This is a genomic window from Stenotrophomonas sp. ISL-67, from assembly GCF_018612915.1.
Taxonomy (GTDB): Bacteria; Pseudomonadota; Gammaproteobacteria; order Xanthomonadales; family Xanthomonadaceae; genus Stenotrophomonas.
In genome coordinates, this window is the sequence record NZ_JAGGRL010000002.1 from 56274 (window position 1) to 78887 (window position 22614).

17 protein-coding genes are annotated in these 22614 nt (G+C 67.3%); 6 read left to right on the forward strand and 11 right to left on the reverse strand.

What is annotated here, in order from left to right; genetic code table 11:
• Positions 1-40 precede the first annotated feature (40 nt).
• A complete protein-coding gene (gene cysK, locus J7J08_RS03885) occupies positions 41-1000 on the forward strand; it encodes a cysteine synthase A (protein WP_214901696.1) in 960 nt (319 codons plus the stop codon).
• Positions 1001-1262: 262 nt separating this feature from the next.
• A complete protein-coding gene (locus J7J08_RS03890; RefSeq protein WP_214901698.1) occupies positions 1263-1859 on the forward strand; it encodes an O-acetyl-ADP-ribose deacetylase in 597 nt (198 codons plus the stop codon).
• 105 nt (positions 1860-1964) lie between these two features.
• On the opposite strand, the gene J7J08_RS03895 is transcribed toward J7J08_RS03890, so the two are convergent.
• The 6 genes from J7J08_RS03895 to gap form a co-directional block, all read right to left on the reverse strand.
• Positions 1965-2969: a class I fructose-bisphosphate aldolase gene (locus tag J7J08_RS03895; RefSeq protein ID WP_214901700.1), complete on the reverse strand. Its 1005-nt coding sequence runs from the start codon at positions 2967-2969 to the stop codon at positions 1965-1967.
• 223 nt (positions 2970-3192) lie between these two features.
• Positions 3193-4659 carry a pyruvate kinase gene (gene pyk, locus J7J08_RS03900; RefSeq protein ID WP_214901702.1) on the reverse strand — a complete coding sequence of 489 codons (1467 nt, stop codon included), beginning with the start codon at positions 4657-4659 and terminating at the stop codon, positions 3193-3195.
• A gap of 185 nt (positions 4660-4844) precedes the next feature.
• On the reverse strand, positions 4845-6020 hold the full coding sequence (locus J7J08_RS03905) for a phosphoglycerate kinase (protein ID WP_214901704.1): 1176 nt from the start codon (positions 6018-6020) through the stop codon (positions 4845-4847).
• Between the two features lie 166 nt (positions 6021-6186).
• Positions 6187-7536: a DUF3999 domain-containing protein gene (locus tag J7J08_RS03910; protein ID WP_214901705.1), complete on the reverse strand. Its 1350-nt coding sequence runs from the start codon at positions 7534-7536 to the stop codon at positions 6187-6189.
• On the reverse strand, positions 7533-10187 hold the full coding sequence (locus tag J7J08_RS03915; protein WP_214901707.1) for a DUF2339 domain-containing protein: 2655 nt from the start codon (positions 10185-10187) through the stop codon (positions 7533-7535). The genes J7J08_RS03910 and J7J08_RS03915 overlap by 4 nt, the downstream gene beginning before the upstream one ends.
• A gap of 494 nt (positions 10188-10681) precedes the next feature.
• A complete protein-coding gene (gene gap / locus J7J08_RS03920) occupies positions 10682-11683 on the reverse strand; it encodes a type I glyceraldehyde-3-phosphate dehydrogenase (protein WP_214901709.1) in 1002 nt (333 codons plus the stop codon).
• A gap of 199 nt (positions 11684-11882) precedes the next feature.
• On the opposite strand from gap, the gene J7J08_RS03925 reads away from it, so the two are divergent.
• The 3 genes from J7J08_RS03925 (at position 11883) to J7J08_RS03935 (ending at position 14238) form a co-directional block, all read left to right on the forward strand.
• Positions 11883-12509, forward strand: coding sequence for an OmpW family outer membrane protein (locus J7J08_RS03925; RefSeq protein WP_214901711.1), 627 nt, complete (start codon positions 11883-11885; stop codon positions 12507-12509).
• Positions 12510-12612: 103 nt separating this feature from the next.
• Positions 12613-13428: a S1/P1 nuclease gene (locus tag J7J08_RS03930; RefSeq protein ID WP_214901713.1), complete on the forward strand. Its 816-nt coding sequence runs from the start codon at positions 12613-12615 to the stop codon at positions 13426-13428.
• A 9-nt stretch (positions 13429-13437) separates the two neighbouring features.
• The gene (locus J7J08_RS03935; RefSeq protein WP_214901714.1) at positions 13438-14238 is read left to right on the forward strand and encodes an MBL fold metallo-hydrolase; all 801 of its coding nucleotides are present in this window, start codon (positions 13438-13440) and stop codon (positions 14236-14238) included.
• Positions 14239-14339: 101 nt separating this feature from the next.
• Here the strand turns inward: J7J08_RS03935 and J7J08_RS03940 are convergent, their stop codons facing one another.
• The 3 genes from J7J08_RS03940 to J7J08_RS03950 are packed head-to-tail and all read right to left on the reverse strand — an operon-like array spanning position 14340 to position 16493.
• A complete protein-coding gene (locus J7J08_RS03940; protein WP_214901715.1) occupies positions 14340-14900 on the reverse strand; it encodes a hypothetical protein in 561 nt (186 codons plus the stop codon).
• Entirely contained in the window at positions 14897-16135 is a 1239-nt protein-coding gene (locus J7J08_RS03945; RefSeq protein ID WP_214901716.1) for a TonB family protein, read from the reverse strand. The genes J7J08_RS03940 and J7J08_RS03945 overlap by 4 nt, the downstream gene beginning before the upstream one ends.
• A complete protein-coding gene (locus tag J7J08_RS03950; protein ID WP_214901717.1) occupies positions 16128-16493 on the reverse strand; it encodes a BlaI/MecI/CopY family transcriptional regulator in 366 nt (121 codons plus the stop codon). The genes J7J08_RS03945 and J7J08_RS03950 overlap by 8 nt, the downstream gene beginning before the upstream one ends.
• Before the next feature lie 132 nt (positions 16494-16625).
• Between J7J08_RS03950 and J7J08_RS03955 the strand changes: the two genes are divergently transcribed.
• A complete protein-coding gene (locus tag J7J08_RS03955; RefSeq protein ID WP_214901718.1) occupies positions 16626-18578 on the forward strand; it encodes an acetyl-CoA hydrolase/transferase C-terminal domain-containing protein in 1953 nt (650 codons plus the stop codon).
• A gap of 349 nt (positions 18579-18927) precedes the next feature.
• Here J7J08_RS03955 and tkt read toward each other — a convergent pair whose 3' ends face one another.
• Entirely contained in the window at positions 18928-20937 is a 2010-nt protein-coding gene (tkt, locus tag J7J08_RS03960) for a transketolase (protein ID WP_214901720.1), read from the reverse strand.
• A 293-nt stretch (positions 20938-21230) separates the two neighbouring features.
• Positions 21231-22556, reverse strand: a complete 1326-nt coding sequence (locus J7J08_RS03965; RefSeq protein WP_214901722.1) for a dicarboxylate/amino acid:cation symporter — start codon at positions 22554-22556, stop codon at positions 21231-21233.
• Between the last annotated feature and the right edge of the window lie 58 nt (positions 22557-22614).

The window sequence follows — 22614 nt, forward strand, 5'->3', positions numbered from 1 at the left end:
GTGTCCGTGGCCTGTCATCGACCTTCCGTGGAGCATTCCCATGGCCCTGTACAACTCGATCCTGGATACCATCGGCAACACCCCGGTCGTGCGCCTGAACCGCATTGCCCCCGACCACGTCACCCTGTACGCGAAGGTGGAATCGTTCAATCCCGGCGGCTCGGTCAAAGACCGCCTGGCACTGGCGATCATTCTGGATGCCGAAGCCCGTGGCGTGCTCAAGCCCGGCGACACCATCGTGGAGGCGACCTCGGGCAACACCGGCGTGGCGCTGGCCATGGTGGCCGCCGCGCGCGGCTACAAGTTCGTGGCCACCATGGTGGAGACCTTCTCCATCGAGCGCCGCAAGCTGATGCGTGCCTATGGCGCCAAGGTGATCCTGACCCCGGCAGCTGAGCGCGGTTCGGGCATGGTCAAGCGCGCCCGTGAACTGGCCGAGGAACACGGCTGGTTCCTGGCCAGCCAGTTCACCAACCCGGCCAACCCGGCCTACCACCGCAACACCACGGCGGCCGAGATCCTGCGCGATTTCGCCGGCACGCGGCTGGACTACTTCGTGACCGGCTGGGGCACCGGCGGCACCCTCACCGGCGTGGGCGAGGTGCTGAAAGTAGCGCGCCCGGAAACCCGCATCATCGCCACCGAGCCGGAAGGCGCAGCGCTGCTGGGCGGCGCGGAGTGGAAGCCGCACAAGATCCAGGGCTGGACCCCGGACTTCGTGCCGGACGTGCTCAACCGCGAGGTCTACGATGAGCTGCTGAGCATCGACGACACCCGCGCGATCGACACCGCGCGCCGGCTGGCGGCCGAGGAAGGCATCTTCGTCGGTATCTCGGCCGGTGCCACGGTTGCCAGCGCGCTGGATGTGGCTGCCAAGGCGGCGCCCGGCAGCGTGCTGCTGGCGATGCTGCCCGACACCGGCGAGCGCTACTTCTCCACGCCGCTGTTTGCCGATATCAATGAAGGCTCGGACGACGACTGGCTGGCCGGTACGCCCTGAACGAACGCCATGGCCGCGATGCAGCGGGGCAGAGCCCCGCTCTACCGCCCTCCGACGCCCCCCCCTGCGGTGGGCGTCTGCGTTTTGAACGCTCCCTTCATCCGCCGTGAAGCCGGCTCGCCGCAAGGTAGGAATGTCGGTCGGTGCCCGCCGGGTCGCACGGCCTGAGACGACGATGACGCAGTCTGGACACCCTGGCCGCTAGCGTGTGAGGCGGCAGTCATCCCGTTGTATGGACCCGGTATAGGAAGGAGCGGCACGCATGAAGATCGAAGTGTGGCAGGGCGACATCACGACCCTGGCGGTGGATGCGATCGTCAATGCGGCCAACGAGTCCCTGCTCGGCGGTGGCGGCGTGGACGGTGCGATCCATCGCGCCGCCGGGCCGCAGTTGCTGGCCGAATGCGCGGCGTTGCCGGAAATCCGCCCGGGCATGCGCTGCCCGACAGGCGAGGTACGCGCCACCGCCGGCTACAACCTGCCGGCGCGGCATGTGCTGCACACGGTGGGTCCGGTGTGGCAGGACGGCCAGCGCGATGAGCCGGCACTGCTGGCCAACTGCTATTGGAAGTCACTGCAGTTGGCCGAGCAGCTGGGCCTGCATTCCATCGCGTTCCCGGCGATCAGCTGCGGCGTGTACGGCTATCCGCTGCACCAGGCCGCGCATATTGCCGCCACCGAAACGCTGACCTGGCAGCGTTCACACCGCGAGCCGCAGCGGATCATCCTGGTGGCCTACAACGCGGCGACCTTCAAGGTGTACCAGCAGGCGCTGGCGGCGCTGGGCCAGGCCGCAGCGTTGCCTGCCGCCAGCCTGGCGTCGACCCCGGTAGAGCCACGCTCTGCGTGGCTGACGTAGGCCCCGGCGAAACCCAGCCACGCAGGGCGTGGCTCTACGCCGCGGGGCTCAAAAAAAACGCCGGCGATCAGCCGGCGTTTTTTCACCACATGCGGACGGCGAGGATCAGCCGTTCCACTTGCCCAGTGCAGCCTGGCCGTTTTCCCTGGCGCGGTCGTACACGGTCTGCTGTGCCTTGGCGACATTGGCCTTGGTGTCCTTGGCCCACAGCTTCAGCGCGGCCTGCTGCATGGCGCGGCCGTAGGAGAAGCTCAGCGGCCACGGCAGGTTGCCCATCTGGTTCATGGCGTTGAGGTGGGCGGTGGACTGTTCGTCGCCCTGGCCGCCGGACAGGAACACCACGCCCGGCAGGATCGCCGGCACGGTGCTCTTGAGGCACATGACGGTCGATTCGGCCACTTCCTCGACATCGGCCTGCTCGTCGCAGCCCTTGCCGGAGATGACCATCGAGGCCTTCAGGATGGTGCCTTCCAGCAGCACGTTCTGCTGGTACAGCGCGTCGAACAGCGAACGCAGGGTGGCTTCGGTGACTTCGTAGCAGGTTTCGATGTCGTGGTCGCCGTCCATGATCACTTCCGGCTCGACCATCGGCACCAGGCCGCATTCCTGGCACAGCGCGGCATAACGGGCCAGCGCGTGGGCGTTGGATTCGATGCAGGTGCCCGACGGAATGCTTTCGCCGATGTTGATCACCGCGCGCCACTTGGCGAAGCGCGCACCCAGCTTGTAGTACTCCTGCAGGCGCTCACGCAGGCCGTCGAGGCCTTCGGTGACCAGTTCGCCCGGGCAGCCGGCCAGCGGGTGGGCGCCCTTGTCGACCTTGATGCCCGGGATCATGCCGTTGTCGGCCATGTACTTGGCGAACGGCACGCCGTCCCTGGTGGACTGGCGGATGGTTTCGTCGTAGAGGATCGCGCCGGAAATGTGCTCGTTGAGCTTCGGCGTGGTCAGCAGCAGCTCGCGGTAGGCACGACGGTTCTCTTCGGTGTTCTCGATGCCCACGCTGGCGAAGCGCTTGGCGATGGTACCGGTGGATTCGTCGATGGCGATGATGCCCTTGCCCGGGGCGACCATGGCCTGGGCGGTTTCGGCCAGCTGTTCGATGCTCATGTATTTCCTGTGGCGGGTGCGGGAAAAACACGATTATAGCGGGCCGCTTCCGTGAACTGCCTGTTCACGGAATCTGGAAGCGATTCCATCGGGTAATCGGTGACCGATGTTGATCGCGGCGATCATTACCGCCTGGGTCGGCCAACGGCCGACGCTACCGGTTGCGCGCGTAGAGCCGGGCTCTGCCCGGCTGCGCACGGGCCGGGCAGAGCCCGGCGCTACCTCAGAGGTCGCCCAGGCCGCCGGCGCGGCCGTCTTCACCCACTTCCAGCAGGCGCAGGGTGTTGGTGGCGCCATGGGTTTCCATGTGCTCGCCGCTGGTGAACACCACGCGGTCGCCGGCCTGCAGCTGGTTGGCTTCCACCAGCAGGCGGATGCTGCCGCGTGCCGCTTCACGCGGGGTGAAGCCGCGGCTGTCGAAATTGATCGGGAACACATCGCGCATCAGCGCCATCTGGCGGCGGGCGCCGTCGTGGCGGGTCACCGCGAACACCGGTGCCGAGGCGCGGAAGCGCGACAGGTAGCGCGCGGTGCCGCCGGATTCGGTCATCGCCACGATCGCGCGCACGCCCACGTGCTGGGACAGGAACATGGTGGCCATGGCAATGGCCTGGTCGGCACGTTCCAGGTTGCGCGGCGAGGCGCCGAAATCGGTCTCGGTCTGGAACTGGCGTTCGGCACCCAGGCAGATGCGGGCCATGGCCTCGACGGCCTTGACCGGGTACGCGCCAGCCGCGGTTTCGGCCGACAGCATCACGGCGTCGGTGCCGTCGATGACCGAGTTGGCCACGTCCAGCACTTCGGCGCGGGTCGGGATCGGGCTTTCGACCATCGACTGCAGCATCTGCGTGGCGGTGATCACCACCTTGTTCTGGGCCAGCGAGGCCTTGATGATCTTCTTCTGCAGGCCCGGCAGTTCGGCATCACCGATTTCCACGCCGAGGTCACCCCGGGCGACCATCACCACGTCGCTGGCATCGACGATTTCTTCGAGATTCTCGATGGCTTCGGTGCGCTCGATCTTGGACACCAGCGCGGCATAGCAGCCGTGCGACTCGGCGATGGCGCGGGCATCGTTCATGTCCTGCGCGTTGCGGCAGAACGAGACGGCGATGAAGTCCACGCCGATCTTGGCCACGATGCCGATCAGTTCCTTGTCGCGCTCGGTCAGCGCGCCCAGCGACAGCCCACCGCCCTGCTTGTTCAGGCCCTTGCGGTCGGACAGCACGCCATCGTTGAGCACGGTGTTGACGATGCGCTCGCCCTGCACTTCCACCACCTGCAGCTGCATCAGGCCGTCGTCGAGCAGCAGCACGTCACCGGCCACCACGTCCTGCGGCAGGCCCAGGTAGCTCACGCCGACCTGGGTGGTATCGCCGGCCGGCGCATTCGTCGAGGCGACCAGATCGAAGCGGTCGCCCGCCTTGAGGTGGATCTTGCCTTCGGTGAAACGCTCGATGCGGATCTTCGGGCCCGGCAGGTCCGCCAGGATGCCCACTTCCACGCCCACGCGCTGGGCGGCGGCGCGCACGTCGGCGGCGCGCTTGGCCTGGCCGGACGGGTCGCCGTGGCTGAAGTTGAGGCGGACCACGTTCACGCCGGCGCGGAACAGATCCTCCAGCACGCCCGGCGGGTCGGTTGCCGGTCCGAGGGTGGCAAGGATCTTCGTACGGCGCTGACGCTCAATCATGGTTAAAGGGCTCCCGGGAAAGGATTGAAATTAGCACACCCTTCACGTCCCATGAATACGTTTACAGCATTGTCGCGGCTGGGTTCTGCCGATGTCCTGCAGACAGTCCAACCAGACCGTGCAGGACAGGCCCGGACCCGGCGACGACATGCGGCGGCGTACGGAGCGCCGCCGCAGGAAACAACTCAGCTGCCGCGCGCTTCCAGTGCGGCGACCGCCGGCAGGGTCTTGCCCTCGAGGAACTCGAGGAAGGCGCCGCCACCGGTGGAGATGTAGCTGACCTGGTCGGCGATGTCGTACTTGTCGACAGCGGCCAAGGTGTCACCGCCACCGGCAATGGAGAACGCCGGCGACGTGGCGATGGCGTGGGCCAGCGCCTGGGTGCCGTGGCTGAAGGATTCGAACTCGAATACGCCAACCGGGCCGTTCCAGACCACGGTACCGGCCTTGGCGATCAGGCCTGCGTAGTGCTGGGCGGTCTGCGGGCCGATATCCAGGATCAGGTCGTCCTCGGCCACCTCATTGACCGCCTTGACGGTGGCCTCGGCATCGGGGAGGAACTGCCTGGCCACCACCACGTCGGTGGGCAGCGGAATATCGGCACCACGCGCCTTGGCATCGGCCACGATCTTCCGCGCGGTATCCAGCAGGTCCGGCTCGTACAACGACTTGCCCACGGCATGGCCGGCGGCGGCGATGAAGGTATTGGCGATGCCCCCCCCCACGATCAGCTGGTCGACCTTGCCGACCAGGTTGGCCAGCAGCTCCAGCTTGGTGCTGACCTTGCTGCCGGCCACGATCGCCAGCAGCGGCGGCGCCGGGGCGAGCAGCGCCTTGCCCAGTGCGTCCAGCTCGGCCATCAGCAGCGGGCCGCCAGCGGCGACCGGCGCGAAGCGGATCACGCCATGGGTGGAGGCCTGGGCGCGGTGCGCGGTGCCGAAGGCATCCATCACGAACACATCGCACAGCGCGGCGTACTTGCGCGACAGTGTTTCGTCATCCTTGCCCTCGCCCACGTTCATGCGGCAGTTTTCCAGCAGCACGATCGAACCCGGCGCGACCTCCACGCCGTCGACCCAGTCGCGCACCAGCGGCACGTTCACACCCAGCAGCTGGGACAGGCGCAGCGCCACCGGGGCCAGCGAATCGGCGTCGCTCCATACGCCTTCCTGCGGGCGGCCCAGGTGCGAGGTGACCATCACCGCCGCGCCCTTTTCCAGTGCCAGCTTCAACGTCGGCAGCGATGCGGTGATGCGCTGTTCGGACGTGATGCGGCCGTTTTCGATCGGCACGTTCAGGTCCTGGCGGATCAGCACGCGCTTGCCGGAAAGGTCGAGGTCGGTCATGCGAACGATGGACATGGGGCAGCAACTCTTTGGCGGAAAAGGAAAGGGCGCCGCGCACGGCGCAGACGCCCATTGTAACGGCCGGGGAGCGTCAGCCGGCCACACCCCCGACGGTAGCGCCGGCCGTTGGCCGGCCTCATGAGCGCCGGGCAGATCTGCATGGGCCGGCCAACGGCCGGCGCTACCGCTGGTTTCGCAACAGGCTCACGGCGAACCCGCCGACGACCAGCACGCCCAGCACCAGCAGGCCCCACAACAGCCAGCGCTTCCAGTCGCGCTCATGCTGCACGGCGGCGTCTCCGGCGAGCACCTGCGGTGGGCCGTGCACGGTGGCCACGGCCGGTTGCCACTGCGCGCCCTGCTGCTCGCGCAGCTGGGCGATGACCGTACCCACCGGTGCGTCGGTGCGCGCAGCGCGCACGCTGCCGGCAGCCACGCTGAACGGCGCCTCGCCCTGGCTCAGGAACACCAGCGCTTCAGGCTGGTAACCCAGCTTCAGCGTGGGTGCCGTGCTTACCTGCGCCTGCGACGCGGTGAGTTTCCAGAAACGGTCGCGGGTCGGCACCGCCAGCGCCTGCGCCCGCGACTGGTTGCGCCCGGCGCTGTCCTGCAGCTGGTAGGCCACCCACGGCCCGGCGCGCACCTGCCACGGCTGGTTGGGATCGTCGCGGCTGAGCAGGGTCCACTGCACGACGCTGTTGTCGGCGGTGGTGATGTTGGCCTGCGCGATCGGGAAGCGGCCGTCCAACGTGTATTCGAATTCCCCCGGCTGGCCCGCAGTGCCGGTCAGCGTTCGCCATTGCCAGTCGATCGCCTGCGCGGTCGGTACGCGTTCGGCCTGCACGGCGGTCAACGGCGGCAGCACGTCGGCGCCCTGCGGCAGGACACGGAAGTACTTCGCCTGCCGCCCGATTTCGATGCGGCGCTGCTGCAGCCGTTGCCCGTCGTGCTGCAGGTCGACCAGCGGCACGCCCTCGGCCACCGCCTGCCAGTCGCGCAGGTCGTCGCTTGCGTCCACCCGTACCCGCACCTGCAGTGCCTGCGCCGCCTGCCAGTCCAGGCGCAGCGCCTGCACGCCGTTGCGCAGCGCGCTGGCGTCCACCAGCCAGCCCCCCGGCTGCGCACTGCCGCCACTGCGACCGAGCCGCGCCTCGACCCGGCGCACGCTGCCGTCGCTGTTGCGTTCGGTCAGCAGTTGCAGGTCGTCGCTGGCGCCACTGCCCTGCGCCGGCAGCGGGAACCAGGGCAATGCCTGCCACTGCGCCGGCTGCGCCAACGGCTGGTCGGCCGCCAGCAGCGCCGCGGGCAGGGCCTGGCCCTGCGCGTTGAACACCTGTACGTCGGCCAGCAGCGGCGAAACCGCACTTCGGTACTGGTCCTCACCCAGGGTCAGCCGGTAGGCGCCGGCCTGCGGCGCCGAAAGCTGCAGCGGCCACTGTTCACGGTAATCCTGGCGGGCATCGGCTGCCCATAGCGCAGGCGCGGCCACGACAAGCGAAACGGCGGTGATCGCGCGTTGGAAGAATTTCACGGTTGCGGCTCCACGGTAGCGTCCGGCGCGCGCGGCGGAGCCGGCGCCAGGTAACCCACGACGGTGCACAGCAAGCCGTAGGCGATGAAGGAAGAAATACCGAGCAGGTTGCCCAGGTGCTGGCGATCGATCAGCACCAGCTTGGCCAGCACCACGCCCATCAGCACCGCACCGACCAGCCACAGCGCACGCTGCCCGCGACGCGAGCCCCACACCCAGCTGATCACACCCAGCACGCTCCAGACCACGGTCAGGCTGGTCTGCGCCAAGGTGGACGACCACAGCCGTCCGTTCCACGGCACCCCGCCCCAATGGTGCACGGCGTGCAGGGTAATGCTGGTCAGGGCGATGAAGCCGGCCAGTGCCAACAGCGGCACACGGCGGGCCCGCAGCGCCTGCGGTGCCGGGCCCCGCCACCACCAACGGGCCAGCAGGGCCAGCACCGCCAGTTGCGCCAATTCCAGCGGATTGAACAGCGGCACCCAGGGCAGCGGCAGGGCCGGGCCCGGTGCGAACAGGAACCCGCACCACGCCAGCCCCAACACGGCGAACAGGGTGCACTGCAGCGCCTGGCGGGCGACGTCGAAGCGTTCGCCCAGCGGCAGGGTCAGCCAGCGCCAACGCTGCAGCGCGATGGCCGCCACGGCCAGCCACGGCAGCAGCGTGGCCGCCAGCGCCCAGCCTTGCGCCAGCGCGAAATGGTCGGCCAGCCACGAAGCGGTGAGCGACAGCACCATCGGCCACAGCAACCACCAGATGAACTGCGCCGCGACCGCCGCACGCCCCTGCCCGCCGCGCAGGCACCACAGGCTGCGCAGCCCCAGCAGCGCAAACGCTCCCCAGGCCAGCGCTCCGTACCCGGCAAACGGCTGCCCATGCAGACCGGTCTGCCAGAGCGCCAGCGGGAACGCGCACAGCAGCATGCCCAGCGTGGTCAGCACCAGCGCGCGCGCCTGATGACGGCGGTGCACCTCGGCGGCGACCCAGCCGGTGACGCCCGCCAGCACCAGCAGCCCGTGCACGACCTGGTCGTCGGCGAGGAATCGCGCAATCTCATGCGTGTTTCCGCCGAGCCACCAGAGCAGGCCCCACAGGTAATACACGATGGCCGGCGCATCGCGTCCGGCGCGGCGGTAACTGAAGGCCGACGCAAAGCCCGCCAGCGCCAGCAGCAATCCACTCATGAACGTCGGGTTGGCGATGGCCGTGGCATCGTGCAGCCAGTAATCGGCCCCCACCACAAACCCGAACGCCGCCCCCATCTGCAGCAGCGCACCCGCGACCTGCGGCAACCACCGCTGCTGGCGAAGGCCCAGCCAGACCAGCGCCGCGCCCTCCAGCGCAAACACACTGGCCGTAGCACGCGCCGACAGCGCCAACGGCACCGCCAGCGTCGCAAAGCCCACCGCCAGCACCGCATGCGACTGACCCAGCGCCGCATAGCGCCGGCGCCGGATCAACGCCCACGCCAACCCCGCATACAGCGCGGCCAGCCCCAACGCGCACAGCGCCAGCACCAGACGGTCGTCATGCAGCATGCCCGCCTGCAGCGAGAACGCGATCAGCGGCGTTCCGAACACCAGGCTGCCATCGACCAGATCGCGCTTCTCCGCCGGCTGGCGGCGCGCGTACAGGATCGGGATGAGCAGGTAGAACGCAAAGAACAGCAGCAGGAACGGCTCGGTACTGGCGAACTTGTCCGCGTTGTACTGCAGCACGCCCCACACCGTGCCGATGCCGAAGGTGAACACAAAGCCCAGCAGGTTCAGCACCCGCCACGGACGCCACCACGCAATGGCGAAGATGGCCGCATTGAGCACCGCGTAATACGAGAACAGCGCCACATGGTTGCCACTGCCGGTGGACAACCAGATCGGCGCCATGAATCCGGCCAGGATGCCCAGCACCGCCAGCGTGCGCGAGTTCTGCACCACCGCCAGCACGCCCATGCCCGCGATCAACACGATGCTCAGCGCAAACGCGATGCCCGGATCGATCAGCTCATAGCGTTTGAACGCCGCAAAGATCGTCAGCAACAGGATACCGATCGCCCCGCCCTGCAATGCCAGCGCGAACATCCGCCGGCGCTCGCGCTGCACCCAACCGAACACCAGCCCTGCCAGCGCACCGGCCGCAATCGCCGCCAGCCGCAGCTCGATCGGCGCATTGAGCCAGCCCTGGTCGCTCGCATACTTCAGCAACGCCGCCACACCCGCCAGCAGCACCAGCATGCCGATCTTCACCGGCACGTTGCCCTCGGTGAACCAGCGCTTGATCGTACCCACGATCCGCTCGCCAATATCCGGACCGCTCGGCGGCGGCGGCACAAAGGGTTCGGGCCCAGGTGCGGCTGCCGACGGCAGCGGCGGAGGCGCAACGCGGGCAGCATCTGCAGCGAACGGTTCGGCGACTGGCTCTGCGGCGGCCAGCGGAACCTCCGGCGCCGGCGCAGGCACGGGAGCCGACGCATAAGGGCGCTCCTCCCATGCAGCACTCACGGCAGGTTTGGCCGCCGGCACGACGGTGTCGCTACGGGCTTGCTCCAGCGCCGCCACCCGTCGGCGCAGCCCGGAAATCATCACCAGCGCCACGATCAGCAACACCGGCACCGCCAACAGCACCAGGACCGCCAGGACAATCAAAGCTTCCATTCCGCGTCATCCTCAAGGGAACGCCACAGCCCACCGGGACGAGCGTGGCGCCAGCAGCAGCGCAGCCATGCTACCTGAATCGGGCACAAAACCGCTTTGGCCCCGGCTTTCCTCAATGGCCACCGACCCAGCGTCGGAGGGTCGCCGGGTGCGGGGGTACGGGACCGTAGAAAACATGGATGTTTTCTACGAGCCTCCATGGGTGAAGGCGCACTGCTTGCGAGGCACTGCCTCGCGTGCGACTGAACGCCCAATCGCTGGCGATTGGGCTGGGGCCCGGAGGGCGATTCACGGCGTGTCCCGTACCCCCGCACCCGGCGGCCCCAACCAGGAATCTGACACACCAAGGCTGTTCGCCAAAGATCGTCAGCCGCCGGGCGAGGGCCGGCGACACGTACCGCCGGCAAGTGCCGACCAAAAAAAACGGCGAACCGAAGTCCGCCGTTTGTTCTCATGCTTCATGGCCGTGCGAGGTTGCCGGCCATGGGCCGGCACTACCTGGCAACGACCTTGGCCATTTCCAGGCACTTGTTGGAATAGCCCCACTCGTTGTCGTACCACGACACCAGCTTGACGAAGGTGCTGTCCAGCGCGATGCCCGCGTCGGCATCGAACACCGAGGTGTGCGTCTCGCCGCGGAAGTCCGTCGCCACCACCTTGTCTTCGGTGTAGCCCAGGATGCCCTTCAGCGCGCCTTCGCTCTGCGCCTTCACTTCAGCGCAGATCTCGGCGTAAGTCGCTTCCTTTTCCAGCTCGACGGTCAGATCGACCACCGACACGTCCGATGTCGGCACGCGGAAGCTCATGCCCGTCAGCTTCTTGTTCAGCTCCGGGATCACCACGCCAACCGCCTTGGCCGCACCCGTCGACGACGGAATGATGTTTTCCAGGATGCCGCGACCACCACGCCAGTCCTTGTTCGACGGACCGTCAACGGTCTTCTGCGTCGCCGTGGCCGCATGCACCGTCGTCATCAGGCCGCGCTTGATGCCCCACTTGTCGTTGATCACCTTGGCCAACGGCGCCAGGCAGTTGGTGGTGCACGACGCATTGGAAATGATCGCCTGGCCGGCGTAGGTCTTGTCGTTCACGCCGTACACGAACATCGGCGTATCGTCCTTCGACGGCGCCGACAGGATCACCTTCTTCGCGCCCGCATCGATGTGCTTCTGCGCAGTGTCCTTGGTCAGGAACAGGCCGGTCGACTCGATCACCACGTCCACCCCCACCTCGTCCCACTTGAGGTTGGCCGGATCACGCTCCTGGGTCAGGCGGATCTTCCTGCCGTTGACCAGCAGGTCGCTGCCCGACACTTCCACGTCAGCCTTGAAGCGGCCATGCACCGAATCGTATTTCAGCATGTACGCCAGGTAATCCGGCTCCAGCAGATCGTTGATGGCCACGATTTCGATGTCATTGCCGAAATTCAGCACGGCCGAACGCAGCACGTTGCGCCCGATGCGACCGAAACCGTTGATGCCAACCTTGATTGCCATGTTCACAAGCTCCTGCAGCCGCGACAGTGCGGCGCCGATGGAAAGGGCCGCCATTCTAGCAAAGCCCGACCCGCCCCGGCCCCCGGGATCGGGATGGGAAGCGGTTACAAGCGGAAAATCCTGGATTGATCCGGATCAAGGCGCGCCAAGGCCCGGGCGGGAAAACTGGCCCCATTCCACCCCGCCACGAGACAGCACCATGCGCAAGCCCTCCCCCCTCCTGCCCGCCAGCCTCGCCGCCGCCCTGGCCCTGGCCGCCAGCCCCGCCATGGCCCAGTCCAAGGGCGACTGGACGATCGCCGCCGGCGTCCACCAGGTGGCCCCCAAATCCAACAACGGCACCCTGGCCGGCGGCCTGAAGGTCGACGTGGACAGCGACATCAAGCCCACCATCACCGGCGAATACTTCATCGCCGACAACCTGGGCATCGAGATCCTGGCCGCCCTGCCGTTCAAGCACGACATCAACATCGACGGCCTCGGCCGCGTTGGCAGCAGCAAGCACCTGCCGCCGGTGGTGTCACTGCAGTACCACTTCAACAGCAAGGGCAAGGTCTCCCCGTTCGTCGGCGCCGGCCTGAACTACACCACCTTCTTCAGCGAAGAGACCAGCGGCGCACTGGCCGGCAGCACGCTCAAGCTGGAAGACTCCTGGGGGCTGGCCGCGCATGCCGGCGTGGACTTCGCCATCGGTGACAAGGGTGCCCTGCGCGTCGACCTGCGCTGGATCGACATCGACAGCCACGTGAAGCTGGACGGCACCACGTTGGGCACGGTCAAGATCGACCCGCTCGCCTACGGCGTGGCGTACGTGTTCAAGTTCTGACAACACCCCTCGCCGCAATGACACATCCCCGGCGTCGGCCGGGGGTGTTTTCTGGCCAGATCTGGAAAATGTCCCCGGCAGAGCGGCCCGTTAGAATGAGCCGATGAAAATCGCCTCCCTGCTGTACTCCTCCGCGCTGGTGCTGGCGCTCACCACCGCTTCCACCGATGCCCTGGCCTGGGGCGCACAGGGCCACCGCCTGGTCGCCCGCATTGCCGAACCGCGCCTGACCCCGCAGACCCGCGCCGAAGTGGCCCGCCTGCTGGCCAATGAACCCATTCCCACCCTTCCGGCCATTGCGGCGTGGGCCGACGAACTGCGCGCCAAGGATCCAGGGTTGGGCAAGCGCTCGGCCGGCTGGCATTACGTGAACATCGGCGAAGACGATTGCCATTACGAGGTCGAACGCAACTGCCGCAACGGTAATTGCGTGGTCGAAGCACTGAAAGCGCAGACCGCGATCCTTGGCGACCGCAGCCGCACGGATGCCGAACGTGCGCAGGCACTGAAGTTCGTCGTGCACTTCGTCGGCGACATCCACCAGCCCATGCATGCCGGTTACGCCCACGACAAGGGCGGCAACGACTTCCAGGTGCAGTACAACGGCCGCGGCACCAACCTGCATTCGCTGTGGGACAGCGGCATGCTGAACACGCTGAAGCTCGATGACGATGCGTATGCGAAGCGTCTGTCCGCGCTGAAGGCGCCGAAAGTGGCCAAGCGCTCGGCCATCGCCACCGATGCCGTGCAATGGGCCGAAGCCAGCTGCCGCATCGCCATTGCACCTGGCGTTTACCCCACCCAGCGTACCCTTGCCCCCGAGTACACCGCGACCTACCTTCCGGTTGCGGACGCCGCGCTGCGCCTCGCCGGCGAGCGCCTGGCGGTGCTGCTCAATGACACGCTGGGTAAACGCTGAGGTTTCACCATGTCACCGCATGTCGCCAGTTTCTTCCACCCGGGCAGCAACACCTTCAGTTACGTGGTGCATGACCCGGCCACCCGGCAAGCGGTGGTGATCGACCCGGTGCTGGACTACGACCCGGACACCAACACCGTCGGTGCCGGGCCGCTGCAGCCGCTGCTGGCGCACGTGCGCCAGCACGCGTTGGACGTTCGCTGGCTGCTGGAAACACACGCGCATGCCGACCATGTCAGCGCGGGGCGCTGGCTGAAGCAGCAGTGGCCGCAGGCAACGCTGGCGATGGGCGGCGGGATCGTAGAGGTACAACGCACGTTCGCGCCACGTTATGGGCTGGATGTGCCCACCGACGGCTCGCAGTTCGACCACCTGTTCGCGGACGGCGAAGCCTTCGCTGTCGGCGACATCGCAGCCGAAGTGATTGCCGTGCCCGGGCACACCAGCGACAGCGTCGCGTACCGGATTGGCGACGCGTTGTTCACCGGCGATTCGCTGTTCATGCCCGATGGCGGCACGGCGCGCTGCGACTTTCCCGGCGGCGATGCAGCGTTGCTGTACCGCTCGATCCAGCGCCTGCTCGCCCTGCCCGATACCACCCGGGTGTTCATCTGCCACGACTACGGTCCGGGCGGGCGTGAGGTCGCTAATGAGACGACCATTGGCGAGCAGCGTGCCCACAACATCCACCTGCACGATGGCGTCGGCGAAGCCGAGTTCGTCGCCATCCGCCAGGCGCGGGACGCCACGTTACCGGAACCGAAGCTGATGCATCCTTCGGTGAAGGCCAACATCCAGGGCGGGGCGTAGATCCACGCGGGGCACAGTGCGGTATCCCGCATGAGCGGAGATACCCGGGCGCGTGGCGACGCGTTCATCGCATGGGCGCCCATCGATCATTCGGCGCGACTCTACCGCGTTTTTACCGTGTGCTGGCCATGCACGATTTCAAACGTGAAGGCGTACAACAGGCTCACCGCCACTGGCTCGATCCGAACGGCAGCGGTGCAATCGCCACGGTTGTCCGGCACGCTGCCCGCCGCGAAGTGACATATCGCCGCCGGTGTGTAGCGCCACTGGGCCACGGCTTCCTGTGCAGCGGCCAGCAGCGGCGCGTTTTCCGTCGCGATACCTGCCCTGCACTCTGCGCGATCGCTCAGCGGCACGCTGCGCTCCACCGTGCCTTCCGCGTTCACCACCACTTGCAGGCAGACCGTGGTCGGCGCCAGCGCCGTGCGCGGATCGCGCGCGCCCACGACCGGATCGGGGGCCGCATACAACTGCGGCATGCGGTAGCCCTCGCCTGGCTGCATCTCATAGGTCTGCACCGCGCCGGCACCTTCTTCCCCCTTCGCGGGCAGGCGCTGATGCCCCACGTTTTCGGCTCGCGTGTCCACCGTGGTGAGCTGCGGCCCGGTGGCGCACCCGGCCAGCAGCAGCGCTGCTGCCGGCACCATCAGCGCCAGCTTCACGGTGCGGGCTCCGGTTCATCCAGGGCAAAGGTCAGCGGAATCTGCAGCGCCGCCGCCACCGGCCTGCCATCGCGCAGCGCGGGCTCGAAGGTCCACCCTTTTGCCGCGGCGATGGAGACCTCGTCGAACACGCCGGTGGGGCTGGAGCTGAGCACCCGGATATCGTCAGGCCTGCCCTCGGTGTCCACGTTGACCCGCAGTACCACCTTGCCCGAAACGCCTTGTTCGAAGGCGTGCCTGGGATACGTCGGCGGCCCCATGTTGCGGACCTTGACGTCGGCGGTCGTACCGCCTTCCGCCATACCCTGCGCAGCCACGGCAGCCGCTTCAGTGCTGATCGATGGGCCTGCGCTGGCAGTGTCCTGGCTGGCCCAAGCCACGGTGCCCGCGCCGGCACACAGCCCGATCACCAGCACCTGCCCCGACAGCCACGGCAGTCCCTTCGGCTTGTGTTCCTTCAACATGGCAATGCGCTCCTTCAACATCGGTTGGCTGCGCCAGTGGCAGGCCACGGGCGCAACCGGGTGGACCAACTGCGCTTTCAGCAGCGCGTTGGCGTAAAGCCGGCGCAGGGCCGGATGCGGGTCCACCGTGCGTGCGTCACAGGCCAGCTCCTGGTCGTACAGGAACCGACGCGCCGCCCACGGCAGCAACGGGTGGAACCAGAACAGGCAGCGCAGCAGCGCCAGCGCGGCATTGGCCCAGTGGTCGCCATGGCAACGATGCTGGTGTTCGTGCTGCAGGATCAGGTCGCGCTCGGCGGCGCTGAAGCGCGTATCAAAATCCGGCCCCACCACCACGCGTGGCGCCCACAGCCCGACCAGTGCAGGCAGGCCCGGGTCTGCGCTGGCCTGCCAGCTGCCATCGCTGCGGGGTTGCAGCGCGCCCAGGCCACGTTCGAAGCGCTGCTGGCCGCGCCATTGCAGCGCCGCGACCAGTATCACGCCGGCGCCCCATGACGCTGCCAGCAGCACCGGCCACAGCGTCGCGTTGGAAGGCACCACCGGCGCACGCAGCGCAGCGCCCAGGACCAGCACCGGCGTGCTGTCCGCCAGCGGCAGCACGGGCGCGGGCAGCAACGGGGCCAGCAGCACCAGCGGCAGCAGCCACCAGCTGCGATACACCAGCGCCGCGCCACCCAGGCGTTGCAGCAACGGCCGCATCACCGCAAGCAGCAGGAGCGCTACCGCCAGCCAGGTACTGGCCTGAAGCAGGCCTTCCAGCAGCTCACTCATGGTCCAGCGCCTGGATCAGCTTCTTCAGTTCGGCGATGTCCTGTGCGCTCAGTTCGCCGCGCTGGCTGAAATGCGCGACCAGCGGCGCGACCCGGCCGGAAAACAGCTTGTCCAGCAACCCGCTGCTCTGCTCGGCCACCCAGGCCTGGCGCTGCAGCACCGGCGTGTAGAGGTAACGCCGCCCATCGCGGCTGGCGCTGACCGCGCCCTTGGTCAGCAGGCGGTTGAGCAGGGTCTTGATGGTGGGCTCGGCCCAGTGGCGGTCGGCCAGCGCCGCCACCACCTCGTCAGCCCCTTGTGGGTGCCGGTTCCACAGCACTTCCATGACCACTGCTTCGGCTTCACTGATCTGGCTCATCATTTACACCCGTAATCGACGGTCCGATTACAGGCGTAATCTCTCCTCTTGTCAAGACCCGCATCGACACCTGATTCATGCGCGGGGCGTGAAGATGCCTGGACGATGCCAGACTTTGCAGGAACGCGCCGCATGACCGAACACCTCACCGACCTGGACGCTGCGACCGACTGGCTGCTGCAGCGTGTCGACGGGCCGCTGCGCATCGGCGCACCGCTGGCGCTGGGCAAGCCGCACCGGCTGCTCAACGCGCTGTATGCGCGGATCGAGGGTGACCCTTCCCGCCCGCTGCAGATCTACACCGCGCTGTCGCTGAACCCGCCCACGGCCGGGGGCAGCGGGCTGGAAGCGCGCTTCATGGCGCCGTTCACGGCGCGGCACTTCGGCGAGGATTTCCCGCGCCTGGCCTATGCCGATGCGATGGTGCGCGACCGCCTGCCCGCGCACGTGCAGGTGGAAGAGTTCTACATGCAGTCTGGCGCCCTGCTCGGTTCAACGCAGGCGCAGCGCGGCTACACCAGCCTCAACTACACCCATGCCGCCGATGCGGTGGCGCAGCGCGCGCCGCACGCGATCGTGCAGAAGGTGGCGATGCGGCCGGACGACCGCCGGCTGTCGCTGTCGTGCAACAACGACATCACCCAGGACACGATCGATGCGATGCTGGCGCGCGGACTGCCGCGGCCCCTGCTGATTGCCGAGATCGATCCGCAGCTGCCCTACCTGGGCGGCTCGGCCACGGTGGATGTGTCCTTCTTCGATCTGGTGATCACCCCGCCGGCCCCCTACCCGGACCTGTTCGGCCTGCCGCGCCAACCGGTTGGCGATGCCGACTACGCCATCGGCCTGTATGCCAGTGCGCTGGTCCGCGATGGCGGCACGCTGCAGATAGGCATTGGCACGCTGGCCGATGCGATCAGCCACGCGCTGGTGCTGCGCCATACCGACAACGCCCGCTACCGGCAGATCCTGCACGCGCTGGACCCGACCCTGGCCAGCCACCCGACGGTGCTGGAATGCGGCGGATTGGAGCCGTTCGAGGTGGGCCTGTACGGCTGCAGCGAGATGCTCAACGAAGGCTTCCGCCGGCTGGTGCAGACCGGGGTGATCCGGCGCAAGGTGCACGATGACCTGGCGCTGATGGAGCGGATCGAAAGCGGCAGCACGCTGACCATCGACCACGCCACGCTCGAGGCCGAAGGCGAATACCTGCACGGCGCGTTCTACCTGGGCTCGCCGGAGTTCTACCAGTGGCTGCGCGAGCTGCCCGACGAGGAATGCAGCGCGATCGGCATGCGCCGGATCAGCGAGATCAACCAGCTGTACGGCGGCAACGAAACGCTGGAGCGGCTGCAGCGCCGGCACGCGCGTTTCTTCAACTCCTGCATGATGGCCACCGCGCTGGGTGCGGCGGTGTCCGACGCGCTGGAGGATGGGCGGGTGGTGTCCGGCGTGGGCGGCCAATACAACTTCGTGGCGATGGCGCATGCACTGCCCGAGGCGCGCAGTGCGCTGATGTTCCGCGCGATCCGCGAGGACAAGGGCACGCTGCAGTCGAACGTGCGCTGGAATTACGGTCACACCACGATTCCGCGCCACCTGCGCGATATCTACATCAACGAGTACGGCATCGCCGACCTGCGCAACCTCACCGATGAGGATTGCGTGATCGGCATGGCCGGGATTACCGATGCGGCGTTCCAGGGCGGTCTGCTGCAGACGGCGAAGACGTCGAAGAAACTGGCCACCAACTTCAGCGCACCGGAGCATTGGGCGCGCCGCAACACGGCCGCCGCGGTCAGCGCATCGCTGGCCCCGTTCCGCCAGTCCGGCGTCCTGCCCGACTACCCGCTGGGTAGCGATTTCACCGAGGTCGAACAGCACCTGGTCAAGGCCTTGGGCTGGCTGAAGCAGAACACCCAGACGCGGAGTGCCAAGCTGCGCACGGTGCTGGCGGCGCTCACCCAACCCGCTGGCGACGGCGATGTGGTGTACCTGCAGCGGATGGGGTTGGAGGCACCGAAAACGTTCGGCGAGAAGGTCGAAGCGCGGTTGGTGCGATTGGGGTTGGCGCGGACCGCGTAACGGCCAACGCGTGGCCTGGCTCAGCAGCGGCACGCATCCCGCGCCGGTTGGGGCGGTTCCCAAACGACCGCCGACCACGCCTATCGGCACGTAAACGCATGACCCCAACCGAAGCTGGCGCTTCGGCAGGCGCCGCCAATCATTTCCATGCGTTACCGGGTGCGGGTGCGTTACGTGCAGTCGTTTGGGAACCGACTCTACCAACAACAGCAACGGCAACAACAACGGCAACGGCAACAGAAACAACAACAGCACAGCCACCGCGACCAACGGCAGCGGCAACGCATTCAAACGCAAACGGCGCTTTCCTTGCGGAAAGCGCCGTTTGGGTTACTTCACCTGCTGGCGGTTAGCTGGCCAGCTGTGCCTTGGCCGCTGCCACCACAGCATCGGCAGTGATGCCGAAGTGCTTGTACAGCGCATCGGCCGGGGCCGAGGCGCCGAAGGTGTCGATGCCGATCACGGCGCCGTCCAGGCCCACGTACTGGCGCCAGAAACCGGTGACGCCGGCTTCGACCGCCACGCGGTTGCGTACCGCGTTCGGCAGCACCGATTCACGGTAGGCCGCGTCCTGGCGCTCGAAGACGTCGGTGGACGGCATCGAGACTACGCGGGTCTTGATGCCGGCCGCGTCGAGCTCGGCCTTGGCGGTCACCGCCAGGCCCACTTCCGAACCGGTACCGATCAGGATCACGTCCGGCACGCCGCCTTCGGCATCGGCCAACACGTAACCGCCACGGGCGATCTGCGCCACCTGGTCGGTGTTGCGCGGCTGGTGCGGCAGGTTCTGGCGGCTGAAGACCAGGCAGCTCGGGCCGTCCTGGCGGGTGATCGCGGCCTTCCAGCTGACCGCCGATTCGACCGCATCGCACGGGCGCCACACGTCGTTGTTCGGGATGTAGCGCAGCGACGCCAGGTGCTCCACCGGCTGGTGGGTCGGGCCGTCTTCGCCCAGGCCGATCGAATCGTGGGTGTACACGTGGATGGCGTGCGCCGGGATCAGCGCGCTCATGCGCACGCCGTTGCGGGCGTAATCACTGAACACCAGGAAGGTGGCATCGAACGGAATGAAGCCGCCATGCAGCGCCAGGCCGTTGGCAATGGCGGTCATGCCGAACTCGCGAACACCGTAGTAGACATAGTTGGCGTTCGGATCATCGGTGGCCACCGACTTGCTCGCCTTCCACAGCGTCAGGTTCGAGTGCGCCAGATCGGCCGACCCCCCCACCAGCTCCGGCAGCAGCGGCGCAAAGGCTTCGATGGCCAGCTGCGAAGCCTTCCGCGAGGCGATGGTCTGGCCTTCGGCCTGGACCTGGGCGATGTAGGCATCGGCCTTGGCGACGAAGTCGGCCGGCAGTTCGCCGTGCGAACGGCGGGTCAGTTCTTCGGCTTCGGCCGGGAACTGCGCGGCGTACTTGTCGAACTGCTGTTCCCACTCGGCCTGGCGCAGGGTGCCGGTACCGCCGGCACGCCAGCCGGCGTAGATCTCTTCCGGAATCTCGAACGGACCGTAATTCCAGCCCAGCTGCTTGCGGGTGGCCTCCAGCTCATCCTTGCCCAGCGGTGCGCCGTGGCTGGATTCCTTGCCGGCCTTGCCGGGCGAACCGAAGCCGATGGTGGTGCGGCAGCAGATCAGGGTCGGCTTGTCGGACTGCGACAGCGCGCGCTCGATGGCCGCCTTGATGCTGTCCGGATCGTGGCCATCGACGCCGCGCACCACGTTCCAGCCATAGGCCTCGAAACGTTCGGGGGTGTTGTCGGTGAACCAGCCTGCGGTGTTGCCGTCGATGGAGATGTGGTTGTCATCCCAGAAGCAGACCAGCTTGTCCAGGCCCCAGGTACCCGCCAGCGAAGCCGCTTCGTGGGACACGCCTTCCATCAGGCAGCCGTCGCCCAGGAACACCCAGGTGCGATGGTCGACGATCTGGTGCTCGGGGCGGTTGTAGCGCTGGGCCAGCAGCTTTTCCGCGAGCGCAAAGCCCACCGCGTTGGCCAGGCCCTGGCCGAGCGGACCGGTGGTGGTTTCCACGCCGGGGGTTTCATGGTGTTCCGGGTGGCCGGCGGTCTTGCTGCCCAGCTGGCGGAACTGCTTGAGCTGGTCGATCGGCAGGTCGTAGCCGCTCAGGTGCAGCAGCGCGTACTGCAGCATCGAGCCGTGGCCGTTGGACAGCACGAAACGGTCGCGGTTGAACCACTTCGGGTTGTTCGGGTTGTGACGGAGATAGTCGTTCCAGAGGACTTCGGCGATATCTGCCATGCCCATCGGCATGCCGGGGTGACCGGACTTGGCGGTTTCGACCGCATCAGCGGCAAGGAAGCGGATGGCATTGGCCAACTGGCGGCGGGTGGGCTGCGTCATGGTTCTGTCGGGTCGGGAGGCTCCCGCTTTCTGCGGGCGGGATATTGTCGCAGCTCCAGCGCTGGCGCGCTTGCGCTGCGCCAACATCTGCCCCACGTTTCGCGATGCGAAACGCGGGCCCCGGGGCATGTCTCCTATCCCCGCGCCTGTCGGCGCGCCCCCTTAGCGGCAAGCCGCCCACGCATGCCTCCTATCCCCGCGCCTTCGGCGCGCCCCCTTAACAAAGGGGGCTGTTTCACCGGATTGACTTCGCGCGGGCCTTCATTTTCATGAACGAAAACTTACGGTTGGCGTCATTCGCGGAGTACGACCGGGCCCGGGACAGGGCTTTCCTCGGTCTCTCCCTTGGCTACCAGGGTGGTCAGGGCCAGGTCGCCGGTGACGTTGAGCGCGGTGCGGCACATGTCCAGGAAGTGGTTCACGCCCAGGATCAGGCCGATGCCCATCGGGTCCACGCCGACCATGGCGCAGATCATCGCCACCACCGGCAGCGAACCGGAGGGCACGCCGGCGGTGCCGATGCCGCCCAGGATGCAGACCACCATCACCATCAGCTGCTGGGTGATGCTCAGGTCCACGCCGAAGAACTGGGCCAGGAAGATCACCGTCACGCCTTCGAACAGCGCGGTGCCGTTCTGGTTGGCGGTGGCGCCCACGGTCAGCACGAAGCGCGAGACCTTCTGCGGCAGGCCCATCTGGTCGGCCACGCGCAGCGCGGTCGGCAGGGTGGCGTTGCTGGAGGCGGTGGAGAACGCCATCACCGTGGCTTCCTGGGTATCGCGGAAGAACGCCAGCGGCGAACGGCCCGACAGCCACACGGCCGCGCCATAGGTCACCACCATGTGCAGGGCCAGCGCCAGCACCACCACGCCCACGTAGGCACCCAGCCGGATCAGCAGGTCGAAACCGAAGATCGCGGCGAGGTTGAACATGAAACAGGCCACGGCATACGGGGCCAGCCGGATCACCAGGTTGATCAGGGTCATCGAGACTTCGAACACACCTTCGATGACCTTGCGCAGCGGCGCGGTCTTTTCATCCGGGGACAGCACCATGCCGATGCCGAACATCAGCGCGAAGAACATCAGCGACAGGATCGCGCCGTTGCTCGAGGCCGCAGCCAGCACGTTGCTGGGCACGATCGACAGCAGCATGTCCATGCCCTTGGGCTGCTCGCCGATGTTGGCCACGATCTCGCGGCTGCGCTCGACGTTTTCATGCAGCAGCTGCTGGGCCATGGCCGGGTCCACGCCCACGCCCGGCTTGAGCACGTTGACCAGCACCAGGCCCAGGCCCACCGCGATGCCCGACAGCAGCACGGTGTAGGCCAGGGTCTTCCAGCCGATCCGGCCGAGCGAACGGATGTCGCCCATCTCCGACACGCCCATGACCAGCGCCGAGAAGATCAGCGGCACGATCAGCATGAAGATCAGGTTGAGGAACAGGCCCGACAGCGGCGTGGTCAGGTAGGTCATCACCGCGCGGGCGGCATCGGGCAGCCAGGGAATGCCACCGCCGATAGCGTGGACGATCAGCCCAAGCACCAGGCCAAGCGCGAAGCCAATGCCCATTTTCCAATGCAATGGCAGCTTCTGCCGGGTCGTTGCGGCCTCAGTCATGGAGCGGTGTTCCTTGAAATATAGAGAAAGAGCTTAACAAAGCCGACCATCACGGCCG

Coding starts and splice junctions, on each gene's coding strand:
- pyk (WP_214901702.1), bottom strand. CDS start 4,659: ATGATTGAGCGTCAGCGCCGTACGAAGATCCTTGCCACCCTCGGACCG.
- J7J08_RS03905 (WP_214901704.1), bottom strand. CDS start 6,020: ATGTCCATCGTTCGCATGACCGACCTCGACCTTTCCGGCAAGCGCGTG.
- J7J08_RS03945 (WP_214901716.1), bottom strand. CDS start 16,135: ATGAGTGAGCTGCTGGAAGGCCTGCTTCAGGCCAGTACCTGGCTGGCG.
- J7J08_RS03955 (WP_214901718.1), top strand. CDS start 16,626: ATGACCGAACACCTCACCGACCTGGACGCTGCGACCGACTGGCTGCTG.
- J7J08_RS03895 (WP_214901700.1), bottom strand. CDS start 2,969: ATGAGCATCGAACAGCTGGCCGAAACCGCCCAGGCCATGGTCGCCCCG.
- gap (WP_214901709.1), bottom strand. CDS start 11,683: ATGGCAATCAAGGTTGGCATCAACGGTTTCGGTCGCATCGGGCGCAAC.
- J7J08_RS03925 (WP_214901711.1), top strand. CDS start 11,883: ATGCGCAAGCCCTCCCCCCTCCTGCCCGCCAGCCTCGCCGCCGCCCTG.
- J7J08_RS03930 (WP_214901713.1), top strand. CDS start 12,613: ATGAAAATCGCCTCCCTGCTGTACTCCTCCGCGCTGGTGCTGGCGCTC.
- J7J08_RS03965 (WP_214901722.1), bottom strand. CDS start 22,556: ATGACTGAGGCCGCAACGACCCGGCAGAAGCTGCCATTGCATTGGAAA.
- J7J08_RS03915 (WP_214901707.1), bottom strand. CDS start 10,187: ATGGAAGCTTTGATTGTCCTGGCGGTCCTGGTGCTGTTGGCGGTGCCG.
- J7J08_RS03935 (WP_214901714.1), top strand. CDS start 13,438: ATGTCACCGCATGTCGCCAGTTTCTTCCACCCGGGCAGCAACACCTTC.
- tkt (WP_214901720.1), bottom strand. CDS start 20,937: ATGACGCAGCCCACCCGCCGCCAGTTGGCCAATGCCATCCGCTTCCTT.
- J7J08_RS03890 (WP_214901698.1), top strand. CDS start 1,263: ATGAAGATCGAAGTGTGGCAGGGCGACATCACGACCCTGGCGGTGGAT.
- cysK (WP_214901696.1), top strand. CDS start 41: ATGGCCCTGTACAACTCGATCCTGGATACCATCGGCAACACCCCGGTC.
- J7J08_RS03950 (WP_214901717.1), bottom strand. CDS start 16,493: ATGAGCCAGATCAGTGAAGCCGAAGCAGTGGTCATGGAAGTGCTGTGG.